The following is a 21,544-nucleotide window of genomic DNA, read 5'->3' on the forward strand; positions in this document are numbered from 1 at the left end:
GGTGGGCTCCTGGGGTGGGTCGGTCAGTCGTCGGAGAGCGGGAGGGCGGCGCGCACGTCGCCGAGCCCGCGGGCGAGCAGCAGCTCGCCGGCCGCCGGGAGCAGGGCCCAGGTGGCCGTCGCGACGTCCCAGCGCCGCCACATGCGCAGGTCGGTCGGCACCTCGACGTCCCGGCTCTCCCCCGGCGCCAGGGTCACCGCCTGCCACCCGGCCAGCCGCACCGGCTGCCCCGGGTCGGCCGGCCGCAGGTAGACCTGCACCACCTCGCGGCTGCGCCGCAGACCGGTGTTGGTCACCGTGACCGCCGCGCCGGGGCGTTCGGCCCCGGCGACCAGGCGGGCGTCGGTGTAGTCCCAGGTGCCGTAACCCAGGCCGTGCCCGAACCAGAACGCCGGGGCGGGGGCCCGACCGGCCGCGTGCCCGCGGTGACCGAGGAAGGCACCCTCGGCGTAGACCAGCCGTCCGTCGACCGGCGTGACCGACCAGGCGGGGGCCGCGCCGTCGGCCACCGGCCAGGTGGTGACCAGCCGCCCGGCGGGCTCCCGGTCGCCCAGCAGCACGGCGGCGACCGCGTGACCGGCCTCCTGCCCGGGCAGGCCGGCGACGAGCACGGCGTCCACCTCGTCCACCCACGGCATCAGCACCGGGGTCGCGGCGTTGACCACGACGATGGTGCGCCGCGCTGCCGCGGCGACCGTGCGCACCATCGTGTCCTGGTCACCGGGCAGGGCGAGGGTCGACTTGTCGACCGACTCGGTCTCCTGCTCCTCGGTCAGCCCGACGACGACCACGGCGACGTCGGCGTCCCGGGCGGCCGCGGCCGCCTCGGCGAGCACGACCGCCGGGTCCCGCGGAGCCGGGCCGGCCACCAGGCCGAACAGCCCGGCGCCCGCCATCCGGCCCGGACGGCCCAGGCCGCTGGCCGCGCGCAGGTCCACGACGGCCTCGACGAGCGCACCGTCGGGCACCTCGGCCAGGACGGTGCCCGACGGCGGCCGGAGGATCGCCTCGCCGGCGTCGTCGGTGCTGAGCCGGAGCTCGATGCGGCCGACCTCGGCGCCGGCCACGGTGAACCGCCAGCTGCCCACCCCGAGGGCGCCCAGCTGCAGCGGCCCGCCGTGCGGGACGACGGCCCGGAAGCGGGCCTCGGCCACCGGCGCGGGCAGGTCGTCGTCGACGCCGATCATGCTCGTCGCGGCCCGCTCGTGCCGCTCCTCGATCACCGCGCCGTCGGCGCCCAGCAGCACCACGTGGACGCCACCGTCGCCGGTCTCCGGGTCCCGCACGCTGCCGGCCCGGGCGGCGACCGCCCGGGTGCGCACCTCGACGCCGTCCACGACCCGGACCGCCGACCCGAGCAGCGCGGTCAGCCCGTCGGCGACGCTGACCTGGTGCGGTGGCGTCACCTGGGCCGAACCGCCGCCCATGCAGACGGTGTCGACCGCGTGCCGCCCGATGAGCGCCACCGTCGTCCCGCGCTCCAGGGGCAGGGTGGCCCGCTCGTTGCGGACCAGGGTCATGCCCTGGGCCGCGAGCCGGGTCAGCTGCTCCCGGCGCAGGTCGCCGTCCGGGCGCGGCAGGCCGGCGGTCACCTGGCGCGGCGCGCCCAGGGCGCCCACCCGCTCGGCGAGGAGAAGCACCCGGTGCAGGTGGTCGTCGACGACCCGCTCCTCCACCTCACCGGCGGAGACCGCCGCGACCAGCGCGTCGCCCCACGGCCCCACGGGGCCGGGCATGACCAGGTCCAGCCCGCCGTTGGCCGACGCCGCGGTGCTGCGGGTGGCGAACCAGTCGGAGACGACCAGCCCGTCGTAGCCCCACTCGCCCTTCACGACGCCGTTCAGCAGCCCGTCGTGCTCGGTCGCGGACACCCCGTTCACCCGGTTGTACGCGGCCATCACCGACCACGGGTGCGCGTCGGCCACGGCCATCTCGAACGGCAGCAGGTACACCTCGCGCAGGGTGGCGTCGTCGACCACGCTGTCCACCGAGTGCCGGTCGGTCTCGGACTCGTTGGCGACCACGTGCTTCAGGCAGGCGCCGACACCGCGCTCCTGCAGGCCCCGCACGTAGGCGGTGGCCAGCCGGCCGGAGAGGTACGGGTCCTCGGAGAAGGCCTCGAACACCCGGCCGCCGAGCAGGCTGCGGTGCAGGTTGATCGTCGGGCCGAGGACGACGTGGACGTCCTGCGCCCGGGCCTCCTCGGCGAGCAGGCGCCCGGTCTCGTGCAGCACCTCGTCGCTCCACGCCGAGGCCAGCAGCGTGGCGTTCGGGAGGAGCGCCACCGGTGGGCCGCTGGTGAACGTGAGCCCCCGCACGCCGGTCGGCCCGTCGGACAGGTGGACCTCCGCCAGGCCGATGTCCGCCTCGGCGTGCAGGCCGTACATCGTGCTCCCGGTCAGCAGCCGCACCTTGGCCTTGAGGTCCAGCCGGGCGATGAGGGCGGACAGGTCGGGGCGGGTCTGGTCCGGGTGGTGCATGGGGGTGCTTCTCCCTGCGTTCGGGGCCGGGGTCACGGGATCGCTCAGTCGAGCTCGTCGTCGCGCTGGGCGAACAGCGCGGCCATCCGGGTGCGGCGCTCCGGCGTCCAGGACTGCTCGGAGGCGTGCCAGGAGACCGGGGTGGCGCCGATGGCGGTGGACAGCTGGCGCTCGAGGTCGTCGGCCAGGTGCGCACGGCCGGTCGCGCGGAGGTGCTCGGCGTACATGACCGGGTCGTTGTAGTAGGTCGGCCCGACCTGCAACGTGGTCTGCATCGGGTCCGGCAGCGCGCCGGGGCGGCCGGCGTAGGTGTGCCACCACTCGGCCAGGTGGGTGCGCATGGTGCCGGCGAGCTCGGGCTGCTCCTCGACCAGGTTGCGGGTCAGGTGCGGGTCGGCGGTCACGTCGTAGAGCTGCTCCCAGTCGACCTTCATGACCCCGGGGTGGTAGGTCCGGATGTACATGTGGTCCCGGGTGCGCACCGCCCGCTGGTAGGTGTGCGCGCCCTGGCTCAGCACCAGGTACTCCCGGGAGCCGATCTCCTCCCCGCGCACGGCGTCGGCGAAGGACGCGCCCTGCCAGCCCGTCGGGGTCGGCAGGTCCAGCAGGTCGCACAGCGTCGGCGCCAGGTCGATGTTGTAGAGCAGGCTGTCGCAGTGCCGGGCCGACTCGGGCAGGTCGTCGGTGACGCCGGGCCAGTAGACGACCAGCGGCAGCCGCAGCACCGCCTCGTTGGCGTGCCCGTGCTCGCCGTAGGAGCCGTTCTCGCCGAAGGACTCACCGTGGTCGGCGCTGACGATGATCGCCGTCTCGTCGGCGATGCCGAGCTCGTCGAGGGTGGCCAGCAGCTCACCGAACAGCTGGTCCCAGTACATGATCGTGCCGTCGAAGCCGTTGATCAGGTGCTCGAAGTCCGCCCGGGTGCGGATCTGGTCCGGCGCGTTGTGCGGTGTCGGCGACGTCCGCGGCACGACGCTGTAGTGCAGGTCGACGGCGCTGCGCGGCCCGTAGACCTCCTGGTGCCCGTCGATCGCCTCCTGGTCCGGCCAGGCCGGCGGCGGCCCGGAGGCCGCGGCCTTCTCCGTCCAGCCCGGCTCGGTCAGGTACGGGGTGTGCGGCTCCCAGTAGGTCAGGTGCAGGTACCAGTCGTCCTCGTCGGCGTGCCGGCGGATCCAGTCCAGCCCGACCCGGTTGATGGCGCTGCCGTCCTCGTCGTTGATCTCGTTGGTCGCCCGGATGGACTCCCGGAAGTTGCCCAGGAAGTGGTAGGCGCGGTGGCGCTCGGCGAACATCGAGACCGCGGCGGTGTACCAGCCGTGGGCGCCCAGCTGCTGGCCCAGCAGCGGCCGCTGGGGGTGCGGCTGGTGGCCGGAGTCCAGCCGGTACCGGGCGGCCTCGCCGAAGTGCCCGATCACGCCGTTGCTGATCCCGAAGGACCCGCTGGTCAGCGCGGTGCGCGAGGGCAGGCACGGGGAGTCCGAGCAGTAGTACCGGTCGAAGGTCACCCCCCGGTCGGCCAGCGCCTGCAGGTTGGGCGTGGTGGGCCGGGCGTAGCCGTAGGGGGTGGTGTGGTCGGCGCGGAGCGTGTCGACGTCGATGTAGATGATGCGCATGGCGGGTCTCCAGTGCTGGGGAGCGGATGAGGCGGGTCCGGCGGCGGGAGGTCACACCGCCGGACCCGCGGTCACGAGGGGCTCAGTCGGCGTCGCGGGCGCAGCGGAAGCCGGTGTTCCCACCGGCGCTGCCGAGTTCGTTGCGGGTGCGGGCGGCCACCCGGTAGCGGTTGCAGTAGCTGTCGTGGCACAGGTACGAGCCGCCGCGCATGACCTTGCCGGGACCGGTCGCGGGTCCGGCCGGGTCGCGGACCAGGGCGGTCGGGTGGTCGGTCCCCCACCAGTCGGCGCACCACTCCCAGACGTTGCCGGCCATCTGGTGCAGCCCGACGTCGTTGGGCGGGAAGGCGTCGACCGGCGCCGTCCCGGCGAACCCGTCCTCGCGGGTGTTCTTCACCGGGAAGCGGCCCTGCCAGATGTTGGCCCGGTGCTCCCCGCCCGGGGTGAGCTCGTCGCCCCAGGGGTAGCGCCGCTGGTCGAGCCCGCCGCGGGCGGCGTACTCCCACTCCGCCTCGGTGGGCAGGCGCTTGCCCGCCCAGGTGGCGTAGGCGGCCGCGTCGTCCCAGGAGACGTGGACGACCGGGTGGTCGCCCCGGTCCGCGATCGAGCTGCCCGGCCCCTCGGGCCGGCGCCAGTCGGCGCCAGTGACCGCCGCCCACCACGGGGTGACGTCCGGCCGGGGCGAGACCCGGCGCAGCTCACCCGGCAGGAAGCCCGCGAACACGTAGGACCAGGTGAAGCGTTCCGCCTCGGTGACGTACCCGGTGGCCGCCACGAAGGCGGCGAACTCGTCGTTGCGGACGGCGAACCGGTCGATGAGGAACGGCGACAGCTCGACGTCGCGGACCGGCCCCTCCCCGTCGGAGGGGAAGCCGTCGGTGTCCGCGGTCCCCATCCGGAAGGTGCCCCCGGGCAGCGGCACCATCGCGTCCAGGCCCACCACCGCCCCGGCCGGCGCCGGCTGCGGAGCCGGTCCGGGTGCCCGCCGCCCGGGGGGCGCGGAGTCCGCCCCCCGGGTCGGCGCGCAGCAGGAGCCGCTCACGACCCCGACCCCGCGCGGGCCAGCTCCCCCGGGAAGTGGCACGCGGCCAGCTGGCCGGTCGCGGTCGGTTCCAGCGCCGGGGCCTGCTCGATGCAGATCGTCCGGTCCGGGTGGTGCAGCGGCCCGATCGGGCAGCGGGTGCGGAAACGGCAGCCCGACGGCGGGTTCTTCGGGCTGGGCAGGTCACCGCCCAGCACGATCCGCTCCCGGTCCCGCTCCGCGGTGTCCGGCACGGGCGAGGACGCCAGCAGCGCCGCGGTGTAGGGGTGCTGCGGGTTGCCGTAGACCGCCTCGGCGTCGCCCATCTCCACGAACGTGCCCAGGTACATGACCACCACCCGGTCCGACAGGTGGCGCACCACCGACAGGTCGTGGGCGATGAACAGGTAGCCCAGGTCGAACTCGTCGCGCAGCGACTCCAGCAGGTTGATGATCTGCGCCTGGATGGAGACGTCCAGCGCCGACACCGGCTCGTCGAGGATGAGCAGCTTCGGCCGCGCCGCCAGCGCCCGGGCGATGCCGACGCGCTGGCGCTGCCCGCCGGAGAACGCGTGCGGGTAGCGGTCCAGGTGCCGCGCGTGCAGCCCGACCCGCTCGACCAGGCTGCGGGCCTCGGCGTCCCGTTCGGCGGCGGGCACGCCGCGCACCGCGAGCGCCTCCTCCAGCGACTGGCGGATGGTGCGCCGGGGGTTGAGCGAGGCGTAGGGGTCCTGGAAGACGTACTGCACCGTCTCCCGCAGCGCCTGGGACCCGGCGGCCTCCTTCGACCCGACGACGTGGTCGCCGACCGTGATCGACCCGGACGCGGCGGGGTTGATCCCGACGATCGTGCGGGCCAGCGTGGACTTCCCGCAGCCGGACTCCCCGACCAGGCCGAGGGTCTCCCCGCTGGAGACGGTGAGGCTCACCCCGGCCACCGCGTAGACCGGCTCGTGCTTGCGGAACAGGCTCCGCTTGTCGCCGGCGACGTCGACCTCGAGGTCCTCGATCTGCAGCAGCGGCCGCGACTCGCTGCTCCTGGCCGAGCCGGTCGTCTCGTCGGCCCGCAGCGGCGGGATCTCCACCCCGCGCTGGGTGACGTGGCAGGCAGCCAGGTGGTGCTCCCCCTCCCGGGGCAGCAGCTCGGGGACCCGCTCGGCGCAGACGTCCTCGGCCAGCCGGCAGCGCGGCTGGAAGGGGCACCCCGGCGGCAGGTGCGCCGGGTCCGGCGGCGCGCCGGGGATCGCCGGCAGCCGGCGGCCGGCGGACTGCTCGTCGATGCGGGGCATCGCGGCGAGCAGGTCGGCGGTGTAGGGCAGCTGCGGACGACGGAAGATCGTCTCCACCGGCCCGCGCTCCATCACCCGGCCGCCGTACATGACCACGACGTCGTCGCACATCTCGGCGACCACGCCCATGTCGTGGGTGATCATGATGACGGCGATGCCGAGCTCGTCGCGCAGCTGACCGAGCAGGCGCAGGATCTGCGCCTGGATGGTGACGTCCAGCGCGGTGGTCGGCTCGTCGGCGATGAGCAACGAGGGCTTGCTGGCCAGCGCGACGGCGATGACCACGCGCTGGCGCATGCCGCCGGAGAACTGGTGCGGGTACTCGTCCAGCCGCCGGTCGACGTCGGGGATGCCGACCTGACCGAGCAGCTCCCGGGCCCGCTCGCGCGCCACCTTCTTGTCCGCGCCGTGCACGACGAGCGCCTCGGCGATCTGGTCACCGACCGTCATCACCGGGTTCAGGGCGGACTGCGGGTCCTGGAAGACCATGGCGATCTCCTCGCCGCGCAGCTCCCGCATCCGCTTGTCGTCCAGGCCGAGCAGGTCGGTGCCGCGGTAGCGGACCTCCCCGGCGGTGATCTCACCGGGGGCGCGGACCATCCGCAGGATCGACCGCGCGGTGACCGACTTCCCGGAGCCGGACTCGCCCACGATGCCGAGGACCTGCCCGGGACGCACCGTGAAGCTCACGTCGTTGACCGCCCGGACCACCCCCTCGGCGGTGCGGAACTCGGTGCGCAGGCCGCGCACGTCGAGCAGGACGTCGGTGTCGGCGGGCACCGCGGCGGGCTGACCCACCGCGGTGGCGCCCGAGTGCTTCGAGGACGTGGTCATCGCCGGTTCGCCACCTGGTTGAGAGCGTCGGACAGGAGGGTGAAGGCCAGCGCCAGCAGCAGCAGCATGACGCCGGGGCCGATGACGTAGCTCGGCAGCGTCTGCACGTACCGGGCGCCGACGTTGAGCATCGCGCCGAGGGACGGGTTGGGCGGGTTGATGCCCAGGCCCACGATGGACAGACCGGCCTCGATGAAGATCGCGACCACCATGAAGACCGACGCCTGCACCAGCAGCGGATCGACCACGTTGGGCAGGATGTGCCGCGTCATCACGGTGGAGCGCTTCACGCCGAGCACCCGCGCGGCCATCACGTACTCCCGCTGCTCCTCGCTGAGCAGGCCGGCGCGGGCCATCCGGCCGAAGCCGGGCAGCCCGGCGACGACGATGGCCAGGAAGAGCGCCAGCCACCCGGTGCCGATGACCAGCACGATCATGATCCCGAGGATCAGCCCGGGGAAGCCGAGGATGATGTCCAGGATCCGCTGGGTCACCGACCCCAGCGTCTTGGACAGGTAGCCGGACAGGCCGAGGGCGGTGCCGATGACCATGCTGACCGGGACCGCGGTGAGGATCAGCGAGAGGTCGGTCCGCAGGCCGTAGACCGTGCGGGTCAGGATGTCCCGGCCGAACTCGTCGGTGCCCAGCCAGTGGGCGCCGGACGGACCGGCCAGCGCGCCCCGGGCCTGCTGGTCGTACCCCCCGGGGAAGATGACCGGCGCCAGCACCGCGACCCCCACCAGCAGCAGGAGCAGGACGGCGGCGGCCATCCCCTTCGGCGTGCGCAGCGCGCTGGCGTACCGCGACCACGCGCCACCACCGGTGCGGCGCCGCCGGCGCCCGGCGGGTGCGGTGGGGACGGGCCCCGAGGCGGGGTCGCCGGGGAGGTCCCCCGGGCCGTTGCCCGACGTGTCGATTGCCTTGGTCATGTCGATCAGCCCAATCGGACTCGGGGGTCGAGCGCGGCCAGCACGATCTCGGTGAGCAGCTGGCCGGCGACGGCGATGAAGACGGCGAAGACGATGAGCACCTGGACGACGGTGTAGTCGGCGCTCTGCGCCCCGGAGACCGCCAGCTGACCCAGGCCGTTGCGGGCGAAGATCGCCTCGATCACCACGGCGCCGGCGAGCAGGTCACCGAAGCGGATCCCGATCGCCACCACCGCGGGGCCCAGGCTGTTGCGCAGCACGTGGCGCAGGCTGATCCGCCGCGGCGGCACGCCCTTGCTCACCGCCAGGTCGATGAACTCCTCCTGGCGGATCGCCAGCATCCGGGTCTGCACCAGCCGGGCGACGCCCGCCGACATCGGCAGCGCCAGGGCCAGGGCCGGCAGCACGAGGTACTGGATGCCGATCTCCGGGTTCTCCAGCACCGACACCTCACCGCTGGTGGGCAGCACCCGGAACGCCACCCCGAACAGCAGGATGAACAGCAGGCCGACCAGGAACGGCGGCGCCGCGAGCAGACCGGTGTTGGTGCCCTCGACCAGCACCCGGGCCCACCGGGCACGGGCCGAACCGGCCAGCACCCCGAGCCCGATGCCGAACACGATCAGGAACAGGCCCGACAGCAGCGCGAGTTCCAGCGTGCTGACCAGCCGGTCCCCGATCAGCTCGGCGACCGGGCGGTTGAACCGCAGGGACTGGCCGAGGTCGCCGGTGAGCACCCCGCCGATCCAGTCGAAGTACTGGGCGACCAGGGGACGGTCCAGGCCCAGCTCCGTCCGGATCGCCGCGATCGTCTCCGCCGACGCGTCCGGGCCGGCCACGACCGCCGCCGGGTCGCCGGGCACCAGCCGGGGCAGCAGGAACGCGATCACGCTGGTGGCGACCAGCACCAGCGCGACCGACGGGATCCGCCGGATCAGGTAACGGCCCATGTCAGCCGACCCGACCCGGGTCGTGGGACGGGCGGACGACCGCCGGCACGTGCCCACGGCCCCTCGGGGCCGGCCGGATCCGTCCGCCACCCGGCCGGGTGGCGGTTGCGGGCTTGCTCACGAGTGCACTCCTCATCGGGAAGGGACGACGTCCGGGCCGCGGCGCGGCAGGCCCTGGCCGGGTGCGCGGCGCCGGCGGTCACCGGCACCGCGCACCCGGCCAGGCGGATGGCTCACTCGGTGAAGCAGGTCCGCGTCGGGAGCCAGCCACCGATCGGGACCTCCACGCCCTGCACGTCGGCGGACTGCACGGAGACACCCGGCGCCGACACCATCGGGTGCAGGAACGCCTGGTCGTTCATGTACTCGGTCAGCTCCGCGACCGCCGCGACGCTCTCGTCCTCGCTGGTGGCCTGGATGACCGCCTGCGCCAGCTCCTCGTACTCGGGGGTGTTGAACTGGCGGTGGGCACCTTCGAGCCGGAGGTCGGCGTTGGTCTGCAGCAGGAAGGCCGGCGAGCCGTTGATGCCACGCAGCGACAGGAAGGTGCCGCCCGCGCCGCTGGCCAGCCGCTGCTGGTAGTCCGGCGGCGCCAGGGCGTCCAGCGTCGGCCGGAGACCGACCTCGGTGAGGTTGTTGGCGATGATCTCGTACTCCGCGGCGATGGCCGGGAGGTTGATGATGGTGATCGGCACCTCCATCCCGGCGGCGCCCGCCTCCTCGATCAGCTGCCGCGCCTGGTCGGGGTCGTACTCGTAGGCGTTGGCCAGGTCCTCGGGGTAGGTCGCCGTCCCCGGCGCCCAGTACAGGCCCTCGGTCGTGCCCAGGCCGCCGAAGACCTGCTCGTTGATCCGGTCCCGGTCGATCGCGTACCCGATGGCCTGGCGCACCGTCTGGTCCTCGACGCCGTCCAGGACGATCGGGTACGTGCCGAAGACCGTGTCGAAGAGCTCGAACTGGTCGCTGCCCTCGGTGATCGAGAGGGCGTCCTGCACGGTGAGCCCGTAGGAGATCTGCGTGCGGCCGGAGCGCGCCGCCGAGACCTGGGCGGTCGAGTCGGGGATGACGGTGATCTCGATCTGGTCCAGGTAGGGGCCGTCCTCGGCCCAGTAGTCGGCGAAGGGCGTCAGCGTCATGCCGGCACCGGGCGTGTAGCTGTCGACCTGGTAGGGGCCCGTCCCGACGATCGAGGAGCCGTCGGCGAGGCCCTCGTAGGTCTCGGAGTCGACGATGGGCGTCAGGGCCAGGGTGCTGGCCAGCGTGTCGGTCAGCGGGGTGGTCGAGGTGATGGTCACCTCGTGCTCGCCGGTGGCCTCCACCGTCCAGTTGGCCAGGACGGACTTGACGTCGGAGACGGTCGCCGGCTCCTGCGCCTTCTGGAGGGTGAAGACGACGTCGTCGGCGGTGAACGCACGGCCGCTGTGGAAGGTGACGCCCTCACGCAGCTGCAGGACTGCGGACAGGCCGTCGTCGGCGATGTCCCACTCGGTCGCCAGCGCCGGCTCCGGGTCGTCCAGGGCACTGGTCCGCACGTTGATCAGCGGCTCGAAGACGGCGCGCGCCCACAGCAGGTTGGTCGCGGACTGGGTGAGCACGCGGGTGGTCTCCGGAGCCGAGCTGGCGGCGGCCACGAGCGTGCCGCCCTGCTGGCACTCCCCGCTCCCCCCCGAGGCGGTGGCCTCCTCGGCCTGGTTCACGGCCGAGCTGCAGCCGGCGGCGAGCAACGACGCCAGCGCGACAGCGGCGACTCCCGCCTGGCGACGACGGGGGGTGGTGGACTTCCGCATGGACAGACTCCTCGGTGAGTTCTGAGCTGGGACGGTCGGGCGACGAGCCCCGGAGCGAGAGGTGGGCACGGGCCCGGCGGTGACGTGGACCACGTGATGCAGACAACTTACCGAGCGTTCGGTAAGGAGCAAGAGTTATCCGGCGCGAAGTCGCGTTGTCACCGAACCGTTATGTGCCGCGCGGACCGCTCAGTCGACAGCGACAGCGACGGCGACGGCGTCGCTGGGCGCGTGCCCGAGCCGCCAGGCGCGCACCCAGACGCGCTCGACCGCCGGCAGCTCCACCGGGCCGCTGTACAGCCGCCAGTACCGGCCGTCCTGCTCCGGCGCGCCGATGGCGCCGGCGAGGAAGCCCGCGGGGACCGTCTCCCCCACCGGGTCGGTGGTCCAGCCGATGGATGCGCCGGGCGTGCTGCAGGCCGCGACCAGCCGCCCGTCCTCGATCGCCACCCGCGGCGCATCGGTCGAGCGCGCCCGCCCGCCCGGCCGCCACTGCTCGAGCAGCTCGTCCTCGGGCAGCTGGCCCAGGTCCCCGTACTCCTCCAGCCACCGGTCCAGCGCGCCCCGCAGCCGGTCGAGCACCGCGGCGTGGGCCGGGTCGGTGGCCAGATCGGTCGTCTCGTGCGGGTCCGCCTGCAGGTCGTACAGCTCCTCGGCGGGCTTGCTGGCGGCCACCACCGAACGCTGCAGCGGGGTGAGCACGTCGCGCACCTGCCCGGCGGCGAGCTGGTTGCCCTCCAGGGAGTGCAGCCGCCGGAGCTCGGCCCAGGTGGCCAGGTGGTCGGGGTACTCGCAGTGCTGCATGCCCGAGCGGTCGGGGTGCAGGTTGCGGATGTAGCGGTACCGCGCGTCGCGCACGGTCCGGCAGGTGTCCTCCTGCACGTCCATCCGGTCCCGCCCGCCGAAGGCGTACTCGTTCTGCACCAGGAACCCGCCGTCGCGGGCGAGGAACGGCGTGGCCTGCACGTGCTCCGGCACCGGGATGCCGCAGACCTCCAGCATGGTCGGCGCGAGGTCCATCAGCTGGATCAGCTCGGTGCGCCGCTGCCCGGGGGCGAGGACGCCCGGCCAGCGCACGATCAGCGGCTCACGCAGCCCGCTCTCGTAGGACCAGCGCTTGCCGCGCGGCATGCCCAGCCCGTGCTCGCTCCAGAAGACGACGACGGTGTCGTCGGCCAGCCCGTCCTCCGCCAGCTGGTCGAGGATCTCCCCCGCCCAGTGGTCCATCTCGGTGATCAGGTCGGCGTAGCGCGCCCAGGCCCGCCGGAAGACCGGGGTGTCGGGGTGGTACGGCGGCAGCGGCGCCGCCGCGGGGTCGTGCCGCTGCTCGGGCCGCACGTGGGACGTCCGTGCGGCGAACGCCTCGTCGTCCAGGTAGATCTGCGACTCGTGGGTGATCATGCCCTGGAAGGTGGCGAAGAACGGGGTGTCGCCGGTCGGCCGGTTGCGCCAGTGCGCCGTCTCGCTGCAGTCGTCGAACGCGGTGCCGGGCGTCTGCACCTGGAAGTCGGTGAACCAGTTGTTGGTCGTGTAGTAGCCGGCCGCCCGGAAGTACTCGGTGAAGAGCTTCACCTCCGGCGGGGGCACTGCCTTCGTCCGCATGTGCATGGTCCCGATCGAGACCGGGTGGCAGCCGGTGTAGATCGCCGACCGGGACGGCGCGCACACCGGCGCGCTGGCGAAGGCGTTGTCGTAGACGACGCCCTCGGCGGCCAGCTGGTCCAGCCGGGGGGTGACGGCGTACTCGGCACCCGGGTACACGCCCTGGTAGCACCCGAGGTGGGGGTTGATGTCGTGGGTGCTGATCCAGAGCACGTTCGGTCGCCGCACTGCGATCGCCTTCTTCCCGGTCGTCTCGCCTGCCGCCGGCCCCGACGCCGACGACGTGACGCAGGCAACTTACCGATCACTCGGTAAGTGGCGCCAGAGGGGTCGTGACGGGTCAGCTGCCGACGACGAAGGCGAGCGCGAGGACGCCGATCAGCACGCCGGAGCAGGCGAGCGCGGCGATGGGCACGCCCGCCTGGCGCACCCCGGTGAGGTCGCCCCGGGTGGTGAGCGACTCGTGCACGACCCGGTAGCGCCGGCGGGCCGCCACGGCGACGAGCGCCGCCTGAGCCAGCCCCACCACGGCGGCGAGCAGCGCGAGGACGCCGAGCACCGGCACGGCCAGCCGGCCGGCGCCGACCGCGCCGACCGCCATGGCCAGCGCGGTGCGCCGCCAGGCCAGCGCGGTGCGCTCCGCCTGCAGGCCGGTGTCGAACACCCGGCCGGACGGCGGGCTCACCGCAGGACGAGCCCGATCAGCACGAGCAGCCCCGCCACCGTCACCCCGACGGCGGTGAGCAGCCCCAGCCGGGGCGACGGGAGGGGCCGGGACTGCCGCATCGCCCGCTCGGTCGCCACCCAGCCGAGCCACGCCTGCACGGGCGCCAGCAGGCCCAGCACGATGAACACCAGCGCGCTGGCCAGCCGGACGCCCTCCGCGATGGGCAGGTCGAGCGCCTCCAGCGCCACCCCGGCGGCCAGCAGCGCGAGCGAGGTGCGCATCCAGGCCAGGAAGGTGCGCTCGTTGGCCAGGCTGAACCGGGGATCGGGCTCCTCGCCCGTCGCGTAGAGCCGACGAGGGAAGCGCCGGTCGGCTCGCTGCCCCACCACGCTCCGATCAGGCATCCGCCGACAGCCTCCGCCCACCTGCCGGCGCCGCGTCCTCGCCACCTGCCGACCACCGCTCCAGGTATGCGCGGAAGCGGGCGCACATGTCGACCGGCGGACGCATGAGCCACTGCAGCTGCAGGCCGTCCATCACCGCCATCACCTCGGTGGCCACGTGCTCCGGGTCGAGCGCGCGGTCGACCCGGCCCTTCCGCTGGTCGGCCGCGATCCGCTCCGCCATGATGCGCCGGATGCGCTGGTACCGGTGCTGGAAGAACTCGTGCGCCGGGTGTGCCGGGTCGAGGCTCTCGGCAGCCGTCACGGTGTACAGCCGGACCAGCTCGGGCCGGCGCGCGTTGAGCTCGCACAGCGCCATGAGCCACTCGACCACCGTCGGATCGCCGTCGCGGAAGGTCTCGTCGAGGTAGCGACTGTCCTCGTCGTCGCGCTCCTCGAGCACGGCGAGGATCAGCGCCTGCTTGTTCGGGTAGTGGTGCAGCAGCCCGGGCTGGGAGACCCCGACCCGGGTTGCGACGTCGGCCAGGCTCGTGCCGTGGAAGCCGGTCTCGGCGAAGGCCTGGGCGGCCGCGGCCAGGATCTGCTGACGGCGCTGCGTCCGCGGCAGGCGAAGCCCCTCGATGCGTTCAGCCACCACTGCACAAACCCCTTGTCACCGACGGATCGACGTACGGGCTCGACGCCCCCGTGATGGAGATCATGCCATGGAACGGCTCACTTACCGACCAATTGGTAAGCAGATCCGTTTCCGAATCGAGGGCGCGGGTCCGGCCACTACCTACCAAGCGCTCGGTAGGTCAGCTACGGTGGGCCAGATCACTCCCCGCCGTCCGGCCCCGGCGCCGGCCTGACCGAACGGACCACATGACGCACACCCCGGCACCCGCCGACCAGGCCCTCCGCGAGCAGGACCTCGCCGACGCGCTCGCGGCGCTGACCCTCGAGGAGAAGGTGCAGCTGCTCACCGGCCGCGACTTCTGGACGACCTGGCCGATCGAGCGGATCGGGTTGCGCCGCATGCTGGTCTCCGACGGCCCCTCCGGTGTGCGCGGCGAGGTCTGGGACGAGCGCGACCCCTCGCTCAACCTCCCCTCCGCGACCGCGCTGGCCGCGGCCTGGGACGTCGACGTCGCCCGCCGCTACGGCGCCGCCGCGGCGGTCGAGGCCCGGCGCAAGGGCGTCGACGTCGTCCTCGGCCCCACCATCAACCTGCACCGCTCCCCCCTGGGCGGCCGGCACTTCGAGGCCTTCAGCGAGGACCCGGTGCTCACCGGTGAGCTCGCCGCCGCCTACGTGACCGGGGTGCAGGACAACGGCGTCGGCGCGACCCCGAAGCACTACGTGGCCAACGACTTCGAGACCGACCGCTTCACCGCCGACGTCCGGGTCGACGAGCGCACCCTGCGCGAGGTGTACCTGCTGGCGTTCGAGAAGGCCGTCACCGAGGCGCACGCCTGGGTGGTGATGAGCGCCTACAACTCGGTCAACGGCGCGACGGTCACCGAGAACGAGCTGCTGGAGACCCCGCTGAACAGCGAGTGGGGGTTCGACGGGGTCGTGATCAGCGACTGGACGGCGGTGCGCAGCCTGGCGTCGGCGACGTCGTCCCAGGACCTCGTCATGCCCGGCCCGGACGGCCCGTGGGGCGACGCGCTGGTCGCCGCGGTGCGCGCCGGTGAGATCGACGAGTCCGTGGTCGACCGCAAGGTGCTGCGCCTGCTCGCCCTGGCCCAGCGGGTGGGGGCGCTCGGCGACTCCTCCCCCGCCGAGCCGGTCTGGGTCGAGGACGGCATCGCGTTCGCCCGCGAGGCGGCCACCGAGGGCACCGTGCTGCTGGAGAACCGCGGGGAGCTGCCCTGGGACGCCACGGCGCTGCGCTCGGTGGCGGTCATCGGCAACAACGCGGCGGCCGCCCGCACCCAGGGCGGCGGCAGCGCGACCGTCGTCCCGGAGTCCACCGTCTCCCCGCTGGCGGGCCTGCGGGCCGCGCTGCCGGGTGTGGACGTCGGCTGGTCCCTCGGCGCGGTCGTGCAGAGCGGGGTCGTCGAGCTGCCGCTGGCCGAGCTGACCAACCCGGTCAGCGGCGCCCCGGGGCTGCGCGCCCGGTTCCTGGCCGCGGACGGCACGGAGCTGTTCGGCGAGGACCGCCGGGCGAGCGACCTGGTCTACTTCGGCGGTGACGCCCCCATCGAGGCCGCGGTCACCTTCGAGCTGCGCACCCGCTGGACCCCCACCGAGTCGGCCACGGTGCGACTGGGCTTCTCGCTCGTGGGCCGGGCCCAGCTGCTCGTCGACGGCGAGCTGCTGCTCGAGGAGACCCTCGTCCCGGTCGGCACCGACCTGGGCGCGGCGTTCCTGAGCCCGCCGACCGCCTCCGCCGAGGTGCGGCTGACCGCGGGTACCCCGCTGGACGTCCGGCTGGTCCTCGACCTGAGCGACCGCACCGGGTTCAACGCGCGGGCGCTGTCGCTGTGGCTGGGCACCGAACCGGCCGACGCCGACCCCGACGCGCTGATCGCCGAGGCCGCCCGCGCCGCGGCGGCCGCCGACGTGGCGCTGGTGGTCGTCGGCACCAACTCGGTGGTGGAGTCCGAGGGCTACGACCGGGACTCCCTGGCCCTGCCCGGCCGGCAGGACGACCTGGTCCGCGCCGTGGCCGCCGCCAACCCGCGCACCGTCGTGCTGGTGAACGCCGGTGCGCCGGTGCTCATGCCGTGGCGCGACCAGGTCGCCGCCCTGCTGATCGGCTGGTTCGGCGGGCAGGAGTTCGGCAACGCGGTCGCCGACGTGCTGCTCGGGGTCGCCGAGCCGGGCGGCCGGCTGCCCACCACCTGGCCGGCCGCGGAGGCCGACGTGCCCGTGCTCGACTGCACGCCCGTCGACGGGGTCGTCGAGTACGCCGAGGGCATCCACCTCGGCTACCGCGCCTGGCTGCGCTCCGGCGTCGAGCCGGCCTACTGGTTCGGCAGCGGGCGCGGCTACGCGGACCTCGAGCTCACCGGCGTCGACGCACCGGACGAGGTCTCCCCCGGCGAGGTGGTCACCGTGACGGTGCAGGTGGCCAACACCGGGCAGCGGGACGGCAAGGAGGTCGTGCAGGTCTACGCCGAGCGCCCGGACTCCGCGGTCGACCGTCCGGTGCGGTGGCTGGTCGGCTCGGCCGCCGTCCGCGTCCCGGCCGGGGAGACCGCCCGGGTCGACGTCCCGGTGGACACCCGGTACCTGGCCCACTGGGCCGAGGGCTGGCAGTACGAGCCGGGGGCCCACCGGCTGCGGATCGGCACGTCGGCCGTGGCGCTGCCGGAGGAGCGGACCCTGCGGCTGCGGGGCTGACGCGGGTCAGGTGCGCGCGCCGCGCCAGCGGAGCACCTCGAGCGCGGCCGCGACGGCGACGGCGTCCTCGGCCAGCGGGCGGGGCAGCAGCGTGTCGGCGCGGGCCAGCCGGCGGAGCACGGTGTTGCGGTGGGTGAACAGCCGCGCCGCCGTCCGGGAGGCGTTGCCCAGCTCCCGCACGTAGGCCAGCACCGTGTCGCGGGTGTCGGCGTCCGCCGCGGCCAGCCCGCCGAGGGTGTCGGTGAGGAACTCCTCGACCCGGACCGGGTCGCTGGTGAGCAGCGCGACCAGCTGGACGTCGGCGTACCGGGCGACCTGCTGCGGTGAGGTGAGCCGGGCCAGCATCTGCTGGGTGGTCGCCGCGTCCAGGTGGCTGCGGCGGAAGCCGTCGACGTCGGCACCCGGCCGCCCCACGGCCACCCGGACGTCGGGTGACCCGGCCAGCCCCGCGGTCACCGCCGCCACGTCGGGGGCCCGGCCGACCGGGAGCCACACCCACAGCGCCGCCGCACCGGCGACCACCGTCAGCCGCCGGGCGGCGCCGCTGGCCCGCATCGTCGCCTCCGCCGCCGCCTCCAGCTGGTCCGGGCCCGCCTCCCCGGCGGTCCGCCACACGATGACGGCGGTGTGCGGCCCGGTGAGCTCGTAGCCCAGCTGCGCCTCGGCCCGGGCCCGGGTCAGCGGCGCCCCCTCCAGCAGCAGCGACACCGTGGCCCGGCGCTCGGCGTGCGCACCACGGGTCAGCTCGGCGCGCTCGGCGGCCATCCGGGCCGAGACCGCGGCCACGGTGTCGTCGATGAACGTGGTGATGGAGCGGGCCGAGACGTCGAGCAGCTCGCGCAGCTCCGCGGTGTCGGCCGTCAGCTGGAAGCAGATCGCCATCCACCGGCGCCAGGCCACCGCCTGCGCGGTGCGGTAGGCGTCCAGACCACGGTGGTCCAGCCCGCGCCGCACCAGGTCCCGGGCGCCGTCGAGCACCTCCGGGCCGAGCTGCACCGGCACGCGCTCGCCGGGCCGCTGCACGTTGGTGGCCGCCCAGTGCAGCAGGTTGGCGAGGTTCGCCCGGCGGGCGCCGTCGGCGAGCACCGGGTCGTCGGCGACCGGCCGCATGCCCGGGCCGCTCAACGCCGCGTCGTGCAGCTCGGTGACCCAGTCGGCCCGCGGGTCCAGCGCGATCTCGGCCCCGCGCCGGAACAGCTCGCGGACGGCCGGGGAGGGAACGGACCAGTCGGTGCTCACCGGGGCAGTCTGCACCTGGCGATCCGGGGGGCTGGTGCAGATCGCGGTGGCGCGGTGCGAGCCGGGTCACGCACAGTCGAGGGACCGGAAACCGATCTCGGAGCGACGATGCAGGAGCGACGATGACCACCCCGACCACGGTCGAGCACCTCGACGTCCTGATCGTGGGCGCCGGCATCTCCGGCATCGGCGCCGCCTGGTACCTGCAGCGCGACCACCCGCAGCGCACCTTCGCGCTGCTGGAGGCCCGGGGCGCGACCGGCGGCACCTGGGACCTGTTCCGCTACCCGGGCGTCCGCTCGGACTCCGACCTGCACACCTTCGGCTACGAGTTCGCCCCCTGGCGCGAGCCGCGGTCGATCGCCGGCGCGGACCGGATCCTCGCCTACCTGCGCGGCACCGCCGCCGAGCACGGCATCGACCGGCAGGTGCGGTTCCACTCCCGCGTCGTCACCGCGGCCTGGTCGTCGGAGCAGGCCCGGTGGACCGTCGAGGTCGAGCACCCCGGCACCGGCGAGCGGACCACGCTGACCTGCGGCTGGCTGTTCTGCGCCGGCGGCTACTACCGCTACGACGAGGGCTTCACCCCGCACTTCGAGGGGCGCGAGCGGTTCGGCGGCCAGCTCGTGCACCCGCAGCACTGGCCCGAGGACCTGGACACCACGGGCAAGCGCGTCGTCGTCATCGGCAGCGGGGCCACCGCGGTCACCCTCGTCCCGGCGCTGGCCGAGACGGCGGCGTCCGTCACCATGCTGCAGCGCACGCCCAGCTACGTCATGCCGGTCCCGGCCGAGGACAAGCTGGCCAACCGGCTGCGCCGGGTGCTGGGCGAGGAGCGCGCCCACCCGCTCATCCGCCGCACGAACATCGCCAAGGGCCGGCTGGTCTGGCAGTTCTGCCAGCGGCACCCGGAGCGGGCCCGGAAGCTCATCCGCTGGGTCAACGCCAGGCAGCTCCCCGAGGGCTATCCGGTCGACGAGCACTTCAACCCGCCGTACGGGCCGTGGGACCAGCGGCTGTGCGCCGTCCCGGACGGCGACCTGTTCCGCGCCATCCGGGAGGGGCGGGCCGAGGTCGTCACCGACCGGATCGACACCTTCACCGAGACCGGCGTCCGGCTGGCCTCGGGCCGCGAGCTCCCCGCCGACGTCGTCGTCACCGCGACCGGGCTGAACCTGCAGGCGTTCGGCGGGATCGCGCTGACCGTCGACGGCCACCCCGTGCACCTGGCCGACACCGTCGTCTACAAGGGCATGATGCTCTCCGGCGTGCCCAACTTCGCCTTCGCGGTCGGCTACACCAACAGCTCGTGGACGCTGAAGATCGGGCTGCTCTGCGAGCACTTCACCCGGCTGCTCGCCCACCTGGACGCGCACGGGTACGCCAGCTGCCGGCCCGAGCCCGCCGACCCGGAGATGCCCACCCGGCCGTTCCTGGACTTCGCGGCCGGCTACGTGCAGCGGTCGGTCGACCAGCTGCCCCGGCAGGGCGACCGGATGCCCTGGCTGACCTCGATGGACTACCGGGCCGACCGCACGCTGCTCCGGGCCGACAGCGTCGTCGACCCGGAGCTCCTCTTCACCCGCGCCGGCGACGCCGAACGGGCAGCCGCGTGAGCGCCGCGGACCTCGACCGGTTCGTCGACCTGCCGGCCGGCCCGCGGCTCTGCTTCCGGGTCGACGGGGCGGACGAGGCCGTCCCGCTGCTGCTGATCGCGGGCCTGGGCATCGACCTGACCTCCTGGCCGCAGCGGATGGTCGACGGCTTCACCGCCCGCGGGTTCCGGGTCGTCCGGTTCGACAACCGGGACATCGGCCGGTCCAGCCGGGTCGACGCCCCGCCCCCGGGCCGGCTCCGCCAGCTGCTCGCCCGGCCCCGGCCCGGCGCCTACGACCTCGGCGACATGGCCGCGGACACCCACGGGCTGCTCGACCACCTGGGCATCGACCGGGTGCACCTGGTGGGCATGTCGATGGGCGGGATGATCGCCCAGACGCTCGCCGCGCGGCACCCGGACCGGGTCGCCAGCCTCACCTCGATCTTCTCCACCACCGGCGACCGGCGGGTCGGCCAGCCGGCCCGGTCGACGCTGCTGCGCCTGGCCAAGGCCCCGGCGCGCACCGTCGAGGAGTCGGTGGAACGGCACGTCGGGCTGCTCCGGCACATCGGCTCCCCCGAGTTCGCCCCCGACGACGACCTGGAGCGCGCCTGGGCGCTGGGGCTGTGGGAACGGGGTGGCGGCGCCCGCGCCCGGGCGGGCGTGCCCCGCCAGATCAGCGCCATCCAGGCCTCCGGCGACCGGACCGCGGAGTGCGGCCGGATCACCGCACCCACCCTGGTGGTGCACGGCTCGGCCGACCGGATGGTGCACCCGACCGGCGGCCGGGCCACCGCCGCGGCGATCCCCGGCTCACGGCACGTGGAGATCACCGGCATGGGCCACCACCTGGCCCCCGGGGTCGTCGACCGGCTCGTCGACCTCACCACCGACCTCGCCCAGGGCACCGGCCTCGCGCCGGGCCGGACAGGAGCACCCCGATGAGCAGCGTCTCCGGCAGCGTTTCGGGAAAGGTCGCCGTCGTCACCGGCGCGGGCTCGGGCATCGGCCGCCAGCTGGCGTTCGAGCTGGCCCGGCGGGGGGCGCGGCTGGCGGTCTCCGACGTCGACGAGGCGCGCGCGGGCGAGACCGCCGACCGGGTCCGGGCGCTGGGCGCGCAGGTGCACCGGGCCCGGCTCGACGTCGCCGACCGCGCCGCGGTGCTGGCCTACGCCGACGCCGTGGCCGGGCACTTCGGCGTCGTCCACCAGGTCTACAACAACGCCGGGGTCGCCGGCGGCACGACGGTGCTGGACAGCGACTGGGCCGACTACGACCGCATCTGGGGCATCAACCTGTTCGGCGTGCTGCACGGCACCAAGGCGTTCCTGCCGCACCTGATCGCCTCCGGCGACGGGCACGTGGTGAACGTGTCCAGCCTCAACGGGATCATGGCGCAGGCCTCGATCAACGCCTACAGCGCGAGCAAGTTCGCCGTCCGCGGGTTCACCGAGGCGCTGCGCACCGAGATGCTGCTGGCCGGTCACCCGGTGCAGGTGACGGTGGTGCACCCCGGCGGGGTGCGCACGAACATCGCCACCGCTGCCTTCGAGCACTCCCGCGGCGTCGGCGCGGTGACCGCCGCCGACGAGGCCCGGATGCGCACCTACAACGAGAAGCTGCTGCGGATGCCACCCGAGCAGGCCGCCCGGATCATCGTGACCGGCGTCGAGGCGGGCCGGCCCCGGGTGCTGGTCGGCAACGACGCGAAGCTCGTCGACCTGCTGGTTCGACTGGTCCCCGCCTCGTACCCGCGGCTCGCCGCCCGGCTGCAGCGGCGCGCCGAACGCGGCTGACGG

16 protein-coding genes are annotated in these 21,544 nt (G+C 74.2%); 4 read left to right on the top strand and 12 right to left on the bottom strand.

Annotated elements, in window-relative coordinates:
• Positions 1–23 precede the first annotated feature (23 nt).
• The 11 genes from JD78_RS08915 to JD78_RS08965 form a co-directional block, all read right to left on the bottom strand.
• Positions 24–2,480, bottom strand: a complete 2,457-nt coding sequence (locus JD78_RS08915) for a beta-glucosidase family protein (RefSeq protein ID WP_153358854.1) — start codon at positions 2,478–2,480, stop codon at positions 24–26.
• 44 nt (positions 2,481–2,524) lie between these two features.
• Positions 2,525–4,093, bottom strand: a complete 1,569-nt coding sequence (locus tag JD78_RS08920; protein ID WP_153358853.1) for a sulfatase family protein — start codon at positions 4,091–4,093, stop codon at positions 2,525–2,527.
• Between the two features lie 82 nt (positions 4,094–4,175).
• On the bottom strand, positions 4,176–5,135 hold the full coding sequence (locus JD78_RS08925) for a formylglycine-generating enzyme family protein (RefSeq protein ID WP_228395046.1): 960 nt from the start codon (positions 5,133–5,135) through the stop codon (positions 4,176–4,178).
• On the bottom strand, positions 5,132–7,237 hold the full coding sequence (locus JD78_RS08930; RefSeq protein WP_153358851.1) for a dipeptide ABC transporter ATP-binding protein: 2,106 nt from the start codon (positions 7,235–7,237) through the stop codon (positions 5,132–5,134). The genes JD78_RS08925 and JD78_RS08930 overlap by 4 nt, the downstream gene beginning before the upstream one ends.
• Positions 7,234–8,166 carry an ABC transporter permease gene (locus tag JD78_RS08935; protein WP_153358850.1) on the bottom strand — a complete coding sequence of 311 codons (933 nt, stop codon included), beginning with the start codon at positions 8,164–8,166 and terminating at the stop codon, positions 7,234–7,236. Before JD78_RS08935 ends, JD78_RS08930 begins: the two co-directional genes overlap by 4 nt.
• Positions 8,167–8,171: 5 nt before the next feature.
• Positions 8,172–9,116, bottom strand: a complete 945-nt coding sequence (locus tag JD78_RS08940) for an ABC transporter permease (protein WP_153358848.1) — start codon at positions 9,114–9,116, stop codon at positions 8,172–8,174.
• 233 nt (positions 9,117–9,349) lie between these two features.
• Entirely contained in the window at positions 9,350–10,903 is a 1,554-nt protein-coding gene (locus JD78_RS08945; protein WP_153358846.1) for an ABC transporter substrate-binding protein, read from the bottom strand.
• Between the two features lie 189 nt (positions 10,904–11,092).
• A complete protein-coding gene (locus JD78_RS08950; RefSeq protein WP_153358845.1) occupies positions 11,093–12,733 on the bottom strand; it encodes a sulfatase family protein in 1,641 nt (546 codons plus the stop codon).
• A 112-nt stretch (positions 12,734–12,845) separates the two neighbouring features.
• Positions 12,846–13,190 (bottom strand): DUF202 domain-containing protein, encoded by a 345-nt coding sequence (locus JD78_RS08955; RefSeq protein ID WP_153358843.1) that lies wholly within the window; start codon positions 13,188–13,190, stop codon positions 12,846–12,848.
• On the bottom strand, positions 13,187–13,576 hold the full coding sequence (locus JD78_RS08960; protein ID WP_153358841.1) for a YidH family protein: 390 nt from the start codon (positions 13,574–13,576) through the stop codon (positions 13,187–13,189). The genes JD78_RS08955 and JD78_RS08960 overlap by 4 nt, the downstream gene beginning before the upstream one ends.
• A complete protein-coding gene (locus tag JD78_RS08965) occupies positions 13,569–14,210 on the bottom strand; it encodes a TetR/AcrR family transcriptional regulator (protein WP_208104057.1) in 642 nt (213 codons plus the stop codon). The genes JD78_RS08960 and JD78_RS08965 overlap by 8 nt, the downstream gene beginning before the upstream one ends.
• Before the next feature lie 230 nt (positions 14,211–14,440).
• Here JD78_RS08965 and JD78_RS08970 point away from each other — a divergent pair, with 230 nt between their 5' ends.
• Positions 14,441–16,909 carry a beta-glucosidase family protein gene (locus tag JD78_RS08970; RefSeq protein WP_153358837.1) on the top strand — a complete coding sequence of 823 codons (2,469 nt, stop codon included), beginning with the start codon at positions 14,441–14,443 and terminating at the stop codon, positions 16,907–16,909.
• A gap of 6 nt (positions 16,910–16,915) precedes the next feature.
• Here JD78_RS08970 and JD78_RS08975 read toward each other — a convergent pair whose 3' ends face one another.
• Positions 16,916–18,148: a PucR family transcriptional regulator gene (locus JD78_RS08975; protein ID WP_194290427.1), complete on the bottom strand. Its 1,233-nt coding sequence runs from the start codon at positions 18,146–18,148 to the stop codon at positions 16,916–16,918.
• Between the two features lie 122 nt (positions 18,149–18,270).
• On the opposite strand from JD78_RS08975, the gene JD78_RS08980 reads away from it, so the two are divergent.
• From JD78_RS08980 to JD78_RS08990, 3 genes are read left to right on the top strand one after another with little or no spacing between them, the layout of a single operon-like run.
• Positions 18,271–19,764, top strand: a complete 1,494-nt coding sequence (locus JD78_RS08980; RefSeq protein WP_153358833.1) for a flavin-containing monooxygenase — start codon at positions 18,271–18,273, stop codon at positions 19,762–19,764.
• The gene (locus tag JD78_RS08985) at positions 19,761–20,690 is read left to right on the top strand and encodes an alpha/beta fold hydrolase (protein WP_153358831.1); all 930 of its coding nucleotides are present in this window, start codon (positions 19,761–19,763) and stop codon (positions 20,688–20,690) included. The genes JD78_RS08980 and JD78_RS08985 overlap by 4 nt, the downstream gene beginning before the upstream one ends.
• The gene (locus JD78_RS08990) at positions 20,687–21,541 is read left to right on the top strand and encodes an SDR family NAD(P)-dependent oxidoreductase (RefSeq protein WP_153358829.1); all 855 of its coding nucleotides are present in this window, start codon (positions 20,687–20,689) and stop codon (positions 21,539–21,541) included. The genes JD78_RS08985 and JD78_RS08990 overlap by 4 nt, the downstream gene beginning before the upstream one ends.
• Positions 21,542–21,544 lie beyond the last annotated feature (3 nt).

Source organism: Modestobacter roseus, assembly GCF_007994135.1.
Taxonomy (GTDB): Bacteria; Actinomycetota; Actinomycetes; order Mycobacteriales; family Geodermatophilaceae; genus Modestobacter; species Modestobacter roseus.